At 51.4% G+C, this 7,861-nt stretch carries 7 protein-coding genes and 1 pseudogene; 3 read left to right on the top strand and 5 right to left on the bottom strand.

Annotated elements, in window-relative coordinates; genetic code table 11:
* Positions 1 to 514: IS6 family transposase (locus tag ACP15L_RS22835; protein WP_425085879.1), on the bottom strand; the 514-nt coding region annotated here is incomplete at its 3' end.
* Positions 515 to 1,215: 701 nt separating this feature from the next.
* Here ACP15L_RS22835 and ACP15L_RS22840 point away from each other — a divergent pair.
* Together ACP15L_RS22840 and ACP15L_RS22845 are read left to right on the top strand one after the other, a co-directional pair.
* On the top strand, positions 1,216 to 1,422 hold the full coding sequence (locus ACP15L_RS22840) for a cold-shock protein (protein ID WP_170430361.1): 207 nt from the start codon (positions 1,216 to 1,218) through the stop codon (positions 1,420 to 1,422).
* A 72-nt stretch (positions 1,423 to 1,494) separates the two neighbouring features.
* Positions 1,495 to 2,508, top strand: a complete 1,014-nt coding sequence (locus tag ACP15L_RS22845) for a fatty acid desaturase (protein ID WP_425085880.1) — start codon at positions 1,495 to 1,497, stop codon at positions 2,506 to 2,508.
* Here ACP15L_RS22845 and ACP15L_RS22850 read toward each other — a convergent pair.
* The 4 genes and pseudogenes from ACP15L_RS22850 to ACP15L_RS22865 form a co-directional block, all read right to left on the bottom strand.
* Positions 2,500 to 2,748: a ParB N-terminal domain-containing protein gene (locus tag ACP15L_RS22850; protein ID WP_039524390.1), complete on the bottom strand. Its 249-nt coding sequence runs from the start codon at positions 2,746 to 2,748 to the stop codon at positions 2,500 to 2,502. The genes ACP15L_RS22845 and ACP15L_RS22850 overlap by 9 nt on opposite strands.
* A 74-nt stretch (positions 2,749 to 2,822) precedes the next feature.
* A complete protein-coding gene (locus tag ACP15L_RS22855; RefSeq protein WP_170644446.1) occupies positions 2,823 to 3,512 on the bottom strand; it encodes a hypothetical protein in 690 nt (229 codons plus the stop codon).
* Between the two features lie 1,640 nt (positions 3,513 to 5,152).
* Positions 5,153 to 5,784: pseudogene (locus ACP15L_RS22860) on the bottom strand (tyrosine-type recombinase/integrase).
* 557 nt (positions 5,785 to 6,341) lie between these two features.
* The gene (locus tag ACP15L_RS22865; RefSeq protein WP_425085881.1) at positions 6,342 to 6,914 is read right to left on the bottom strand and encodes a hypothetical protein; all 573 of its coding nucleotides are present in this window, start codon (positions 6,912 to 6,914) and stop codon (positions 6,342 to 6,344) included.
* A gap of 433 nt (positions 6,915 to 7,347) precedes the next feature.
* Here ACP15L_RS22865 and ACP15L_RS22870 point away from each other — a divergent pair.
* Positions 7,348 to 7,861: IS6 family transposase (locus tag ACP15L_RS22870; RefSeq protein WP_425085879.1), on the top strand; the 514-nt coding region annotated here is incomplete at its 3' end.

Genomic DNA, 7,861 nt, shown 5'->3' on the forward strand with positions numbered 1-7,861 from the left:
GTTCGATCAGGTTATTCAGATACTTGGACCTGACCGTTTGGATTTTGGCTAGGCAGCCGAACCGCTTCAGGATCCTGTTCACCTCTCGAATGCCCGCCGCGTTGGCGCCGCTTTTGTCGATGACGATCTTGCTCGGGATTCCATTCGTCGATAGCGCTTTGCCAAAGAACCTTGCTGCTGCTGGACGGTTCCTGCGCTCAGACAGCATGAAATCAAGAGTATTCCCAGCTTTGTCGACGGCCCGATAGAGGTACACCCAATTGCCGCGAACACGAATATAGGTCTCGTCCATGCGCCATGAACTCAGTGTTGGACGCTTCTTTGATTGCGCACGAGCAGCGACGATCGGCGAGTATTTCACAACCCACCTATTCAATGTGGCATGATCAACTCGCACACCGCGCTCAGCCATGATCTCTTCCAAGTCACGATAGGACACCGTGTACCGCAGATAGAAGTAAACAGCGTACAAAACTGCATCCTTAGGGAAATGACAGCCCTTCAATGAGATCATGCTCAAATAACCTGTTCGAAAACAATTCGACGCGTACAAACCTTAGATCAGGCATACTCGTCAACTAGACCCCAGGGTTTGCGACACATCCAGATAATCGAACTTAAGCGATTGGAGGCCGCCCTGAATGAACTTACGGCCAACTGTAACATCGGGAACGTTTCTTGCCCGATGCTTGCGCAGATACGGACCTACTAATGGCACTTTGAGGCTCGCAGTCGCCCTATGCCAACGCAGCATGACCCAAGATTCGGGCCGCGCAGAATCTACCGTTCGTTAGAGAGGTCAACTCGTTGATTTAGCAATGTTTCAATCACTCAATGAACATTTGTGCCTTGCCGCGGTGTTCTTGAAGCACGCGGAGATTTCGGACAGTGAGCCCTACCTGCCGTGCCTGAGCAATCAATTTGCTGCATACGCATTCGGCAGGTTTTATCGGAAGCCGACCTCTGATTTCCGAACCACAGAGCAATGGTTCTGCTTATCTTTGTCCCAAATTGGGCTGGGCAGACTTAGATCTTCTGTTGCTTTCCGTTGTATCAAGGCTTGTATCGTGTGTACTCGAAGTCCATATACACAGGGCTTACGTTTTTCTTTTTCGACCTGCTGTCTCCCAAACTCGGCGTTCAGTCTTTCGATTCAGACCGACCACGCCGAGTCGCCGCAATAATGCGGGCGGCAAGTATTAGGAGACTTCCACCATGGCAAATGGCACAGTAAAATGGTTCAACTCGACCAAAGGTTTTGGCTTTATCGAACCTGAAGATGGCAAGCGCGATGTGTTCGTGCATATCTCAGCACTTGAGCGTTCCGGCATCAGCGAATTGAAGGACGGCCAGAAGGTCACTTTTGACGTCGAAGCTGGCCGTGACGGGCGCGACAGCGCCGCCAATCTGGCACTGGCCTGACCTTTTACGGGCACCCTTATGGGGTGCCCGTTTGCACAATGGGCTGCTAAAAGCCCTTGGAGAACAAGTCAGTTGCAACAGCAGGAATTGACCCGGGCGCTCGCGCAATACCGTGTGCCCGATACGAAGCGTAGCGTTATTGAACTGACAATCACTGTCATCCCCTTTTTCGCGCTATGGGGCGCAGCGTGGTTTGCGCTATCCCTTAGTATCTGGGTCACTGTTCTATTGGCCATCCTGAACGCCGCATTTCTGGTGCGTATCTTCATCATCATGCATGATTGTGGTCACGGATCTTTCTTTAGAAGCCGCACCGTTTGCAATTGGACCGGCCGGGTTCTGGGTGTTCTCGCCCTGACACCCTATGACGTCTGGCGGCAAAGCCATGCGATTCACCATGCCTCAACCGGTAACCTTGATCGGCGTGGTATGGGTGACATTCCTACATTGACCATTGAGGAATACCTGAAACGGAATTGGTTCGGACGTGCCGCTTACAGGTTAATCCGGAACCCCTTCTTCCTGTTCTGTATAGTACCGGTCTACACGTTCTTTTTTCAAAATCGCTTGCCCTTTGGTTTCATGCGGTCAGGCTGGCTGAATTGGGCAAGTGCAATGGGAACAAACGCCGCGATTGCGGTGGTCCTGGCTCTGATTTTTTGGACCGGAGGCCTGGATGTACTGGTTTTTGTATTCCTTCCAACCATGATCGTCGCCGCATCGATTGGTATTTGGCTATTCTATATTCAACACCAGTTTGAACACACGACTTGGGAGCGGGAAGAAGTGTGGAATCTTCAGAACGCCGCATTCTATGGAAGTTCTCACTACGCCCTGCCAGGCATCCTGCGGTGGTTCTCTGGCAACATTGGTGTGCACCATGTTCACCACCTCGCCAGCCGCATACCGTTCTATCGGCTAAACGAAGTTTTGCGTGACCATTCTGAGTTGGAAAACTGCCAGCGTATTACTCTATATGAGAGCTTTCATTGTGCACGATTGCATCTTTGGGATGAAAGAAGTCAACGTCTGCTGACATTTTCCGAGGCTTTGTCGAACGCCAATTCCAATAGGCATTTAGTGTAGTCTGGCGCGTACCAGATAGGCTTCGACCGTATCACCGCCCAGGGCGCGAATGGCCTCTAGTCGGTGAAGGCCTTCAATCAGCACGAACCTCTTGTTGTCCGAGCGTATCTGTATCGGGGTCTTCTGGCCGTTCTTCAGGATATCTTCGGCCAACGTCAGAACTTTTTGTTGATCAAGCGTTTTCGCCCGTTTCACAGGTACATAGATCAGGTCGAGCGGATATGGTCTTTTCTCCAACATAAGCTACGTGAGCAACCTTTCGTGCATTTGTTCCGGTTCAAAGTTCGCTACAAGAGCTGGGTCTGGAATGTACGTCATAGAACCGAACGAACAGCGTCGCGCAGTTCCTGATGCATAATCCAGATTGCTGGCTCATCTTCACTTTCGATGTGAGAAAATGCCAAAACCTGCGCGGCGCCATCATTCTGTGCCGATCCAGCTTCGGGAAGTTCGAGTTCCAGATATTCTGCGATCAATAGTCCGACTTTCTTGAAAACTTTGATGGACGCCTCGCGCGATTTGTAACCGGCTGCCTGAGACAAGTGACCAATGGTCAGACCTTCCTTGCCTGCGATTGTAAGTGCTTTGAGTATTGTAACCTGCGCAGGGGTGAGCCTGATCTGGCGCAATGCCTCGACGTATTCTCTTTTACTGGGAACAAGGGTGCCGGAGTTTCCCTCAAATCGGCGTTGACCGCTACGCGTCCTGTCTCGTTCTTCGAGAATTTCTTTCAAGGCTTCAATGGCCAATGCCGGTGTTTCACCAACTGCATCAGCAATCATTGCCTGCGTTTTAGCTGGTGGCTTGGGGAAGGCGCGCGCAACGCTGTTACCGCTCAGAATACCAGCCTTAATCAAGTACTTCCCGAACTCTTCTTCAATCACACCAGATACGTCAGCGTTCTGCGTTTTACGAACACTGCGGTCCTGAAATGCTCTTTGGTCCAGACCGCGAGCTGACGTCTTTGAAGCCGGAAGGGTTACTTGAGGGGCATTTTTACGCATCAGAGAAACACCACTACAACTATCGCCACAACAAAAACCGCTAACGCGATAAACATCTTAACTATGTAGGACCTGCGATGAGCCTTTTCGGCTTTGAGCATTTTGCCCAAGTTTTCGTCTATCGAGTTGTGGTTCACGGCTTGGTCCTTCCGGATATGTCGGGCGAGATTGATTTCCATTAACCTATTGTCGCGGCACATTTTCGGTGCACGTATCGTTCTGTCGTGTGAACGGCCGATTGCATTCCCAACCATCACCTCTTCGATTCAAATGAGCGTTTGAAGGCACAAGGATCGCAACGCACCTGTCCCGGTTTGCGCGAAAACCACGTTCACATTTCCATCCGGAATAGGTTTCAGGTGCAAGGTACGCATGCTGCGGAACTGCCACAGGCTCACAGCCGCTATCCGCTGCCCTATAACCTCTGAGACATACCCATCCTTCTGAGCTTCTTTTGTCGCTCAGACGACCGTTGCTTGGGACACTAATCGCAACACAATCCTGATCTTCCTTGCGAAACCCCCAGTCACAGTGTATCTCCTGCGCGCCAAACCGGGTTTCGACGTACCCGTTTTGAGGCGCAATCAATTCTTCGCATTTTTCTCCGACACGCTGGAACAGCCGATTGCACTCCCATCGATCTCCGGTCGATGCAAGATATCCGTTATTGGGAACTGCTATTTCCTCACAAAGATCTCCAACACGCTGGAATCCATGGTTGCATTCCCAAACTGGACCAAAGGCACTGCCGGTCAAATATGCGTTTTCTGGTACGTCCGTTCTTTGACAGGATCCGTTCTTGTTATCGAAACTTTCGTCACAAACAGATCCGTCGGCATTGCTGGCGACTTGAGCAGGAAGCTTCGTTCCTGTGAGCAACACCAAAAGTGTCGGGATCAAACAAAGAATGCAGCGCGTAAACACGATGAACGACTGATTGAAACGGAACCTGAGACCTGATCTATCGGTCATTAAGCACGCAATTTATGAGCCATGTGCTGTTCATACGGCGCCTTCTTTCATGGGTCACGAGATGACTGGAGCATGTCAAGTGACAGTTGCGAATGCTTGCGAGGAACGAGCTCATAGCGAAGACCCCAGCGAAACCCGTTCCTATGCTGAGGCACATGCTACAATTAGTCTGAAGGCCATTGGATTATCGTAACCGGCAGCATCGCGGCGGCGAGTAATTTTTTACCAATGCACTTTTGTGGTCCTTAGCCAGAATAGAGTCAAGGAAGTTTCCCTTGTCGCAATGCAAGTACCGCCAGGGCAGGTAGTTTTTGAAACTGCCGGTGACCAAGATCCTTGGTGAACTACCGAAAGAAATTGTCTGGCCTGAGTGCGGCGAAAGAGGAGTATGTGATCAAGGCTTCCCCGTGACTATGAATGACTGGCCTGATAACATTGGCTGCAACGCAGCGATTTTCGCGCCGCTTCTGCACAAGTACTCGCGGCGTGATCAAATGGCCGCTCGGTCCCGCACCCTGTAAATTGCGCCTGAGCCGAGAAAACTGTGCTGCGAGCGTACGCAACAAGATTTTGACACTTCCGCTCAGGGCACGCTACGTCCCACTCCTGCGTAAAAGAACTAGAACCACTATGGATTGGCGACCGACAGCGCCGCTCGCCAAACTGTCTCAGATGTCTATGCGCTCTGCAATGCTTAGCGCGTCTTCCAATTCAACGCCCAGGTATCGCACGGTGCTATCGACCTTTGTGTGCCCAAGCAGAAGTTGGACCGCGCGGAGATTTCCTGTCTTGCGGTAGATCTCAGCTACTTTGGTTCGGCGAAGCGAATGCGTGCCATATCCGCTCGGTTCCAATCCGATTGCGGTCACCCAGTCTCGAACCAGCCTGCCATACTGCGCGTCGAGATGTGTGGTCGATCATGGAATCGGCTTGGAAACATGAACCGGCTAGCAAACATTTCCGGTGATTTTACCCATACCAATACAGTTTCTCGCGTGTTTTCCGTCAGTTCGAATTGAACAGATCGCTTGGTTTTGCTCTGGATCACCGAAACACGCTCACGGACGCGATCGTCTTTGACAAGATCGGTCACAGCGAGTTTGACCAGATCGCAGCCGCGTAGCTTGCTATCAATCGCGACGTTGAACATTGTGAGATCACGCAGATTTCCAGAAAGTTCGAGCCGGGCACGGATCGCCCAGACCTGTTTTGGGAGTAGCGGTCGTTTCTGACCGATGATCCACCCCTTGTTCCAAGCTCTGGGTTTTGGGGTGACTGCAGGTAGTTGGACTCTTGGCATATTTTGCACTCCGATCCACCCTCCGCACCCAAGCAACAGCACCGCGCTGACCACCGAATAGTACAAGCGGCGTGAATGCCTGCTGTCCGATTATGAATACTGGCATGGTTTAAGTGTGTGCATTAGGCGGCTTGAGCCCATATCACTACGCATAAGAACGGTTCGAGTCCAAACCGCGCGTACGCTTCGTCTTCAGCACCGATTACCGATCGGGTTCCACGTTAAAAGGCCCGGGTCAGCACCAATAAGATAAAATGAGATATGATCAGAAAAGCTGGTAAGACCGGCGTCAGGTTATCAGCGACGCCGAGCTAACCCAGGGCTTACTGATACGCCATTTCGCCACGCGCTCAACCCCTTGCAGCGTCGACAAATCCGCTCTCCGAACCCTTCGCTCCAGAATGGCGTTCTGCAACGAAGACACGGGCGTTCTTGCGGCACGTCATTGTGGGCGCGAGCCATGATCGTATCTGCGTCGTTGTCGAAGTCTTCCATCAGTTCTTAGCCTCGATTTCTGTTTTGGTTTATACAGCGACTGGAAAAGAAAGTTCCGAGCCCTAAGCCTTGAGATTGAAGGGGCTGCCTGGTTCAGACTGTCCGATGGGACGGCCTGTAATCCGAGGGGTTTTAATAGGACGAACTGGCATTCCTTCGTTCTCAGCAGCTTGGACAGCGAAAGCATACCGAGAACCGCTTGCGCATCCTCGTGGTATGGCTCGTTGATCTGATGATCCGTCGTCTGCCTCAGAAATGAGCGACTCCGAGTAGAGGTGCCGAAGTTGAGTCTCAGACACACCATCCGCTTCCATGATCAGTTGCACCATCGGATCGGCCAAAAGTTGGTCGAGCAAGAATTGTGACAACTCTTTCGCAGACAATTTATCTATTGCGCGTGCTCTGTCCAAATCAGCAAGAGAAACGGTCAAGGTTCGCGCCAGACCGGGGTGAGATTTCCGTGGATGCAGAGAGATTAGCACTGATGCTTTCCAGGCTTCTGGATCCAAATAATCTGGTGGTGCGGAAAGCTCAGTTTCTATGTCGTATTCGCCCGCCGGGAGTAATTCGTCAAAGCCAGGGAAAGTAAACGGCCTGGAAAAGACTGCGATTGTCTTGCTGGTTATCTGGTTCATTTGGCTAGTTCTCCTTTGCTGATAGCGCTCGGAGATGCAGACAAAAACAAGCCACCCTCTCCCGGCAGGGTATTATGAACTTTGAGGTTTCGGCTTTGGTTTTTCGGGGACGGTGTCAGGCGCTTCAGACGTAACTTCTTTTTTCGGCGCGTCCGCATCGTTTTCCTTCCGTGCGGCAGCCGCTCTGGTCGTCAAGTCCTTGAAAGACATCATTTTGATCCTTTGATTGTCCGCACCACCCACGAGCCCAGATGGGGTGTGAAAAGTGAATGCGGATACCACCAATATAGGTATTGGTGGCCCAATTTACTACGTAAAGCCGTAGAATAAGACGGGTGGCGGATGTGTCGCAAACTCTGAGGTATAGTTGACGAGCCTGGGTGATCTGAGTTTTTTGTACTAGTCGATTAATTTTCGAACAGGTTATTTGAGCATGATCTCGTTAAAGGGCTGTCATTTCCCTAAGGATGCAGTTTTGTACGCTGTTTACTTCTATCTGCGGTACACGGTGTCCTATCGTGACTTGGAAGAGATCATGGCTGAGCGCGGTGTGCGAGTTGATCATGCCACATTGAATAGGTGGGTTGTGAAATACTCGCCGATCGTCGCTGCTCGTGCGCAATCAAAGAAGCGTCCAACACTGAGTTCATGGCGCATGGACGAGACCTATATTCGTGTTCGCGGCAATTGGGTGTACCTCTATCGGGCCGTCGACAAAGCTGGGAATACTCTTGATTTCATGCTGTCTGAGCGCAGGAACCGTCCAGCAGCAGCAAGGTTCTTTGGCAAAGCGCTATCGACGAATGGAATCCCGAGCAAGATCGTCATCGACAAAAGCGGCGCCAACGCGGCGGGCATTCGAGAGGTGAACAGGATCCTGAAGCGGTTCGGCTGCCTAGCCAAAATCCAAACGGTCAGGTCCAAGTATCTGAATAACCTGATCGAAC

It is taken from the genome of Ruegeria profundi (assembly GCF_049800715.1).
In the GTDB taxonomy this organism is placed as follows: Bacteria; Pseudomonadota; Alphaproteobacteria; order Rhodobacterales; family Rhodobacteraceae; genus Ruegeria; species Ruegeria profundi_A.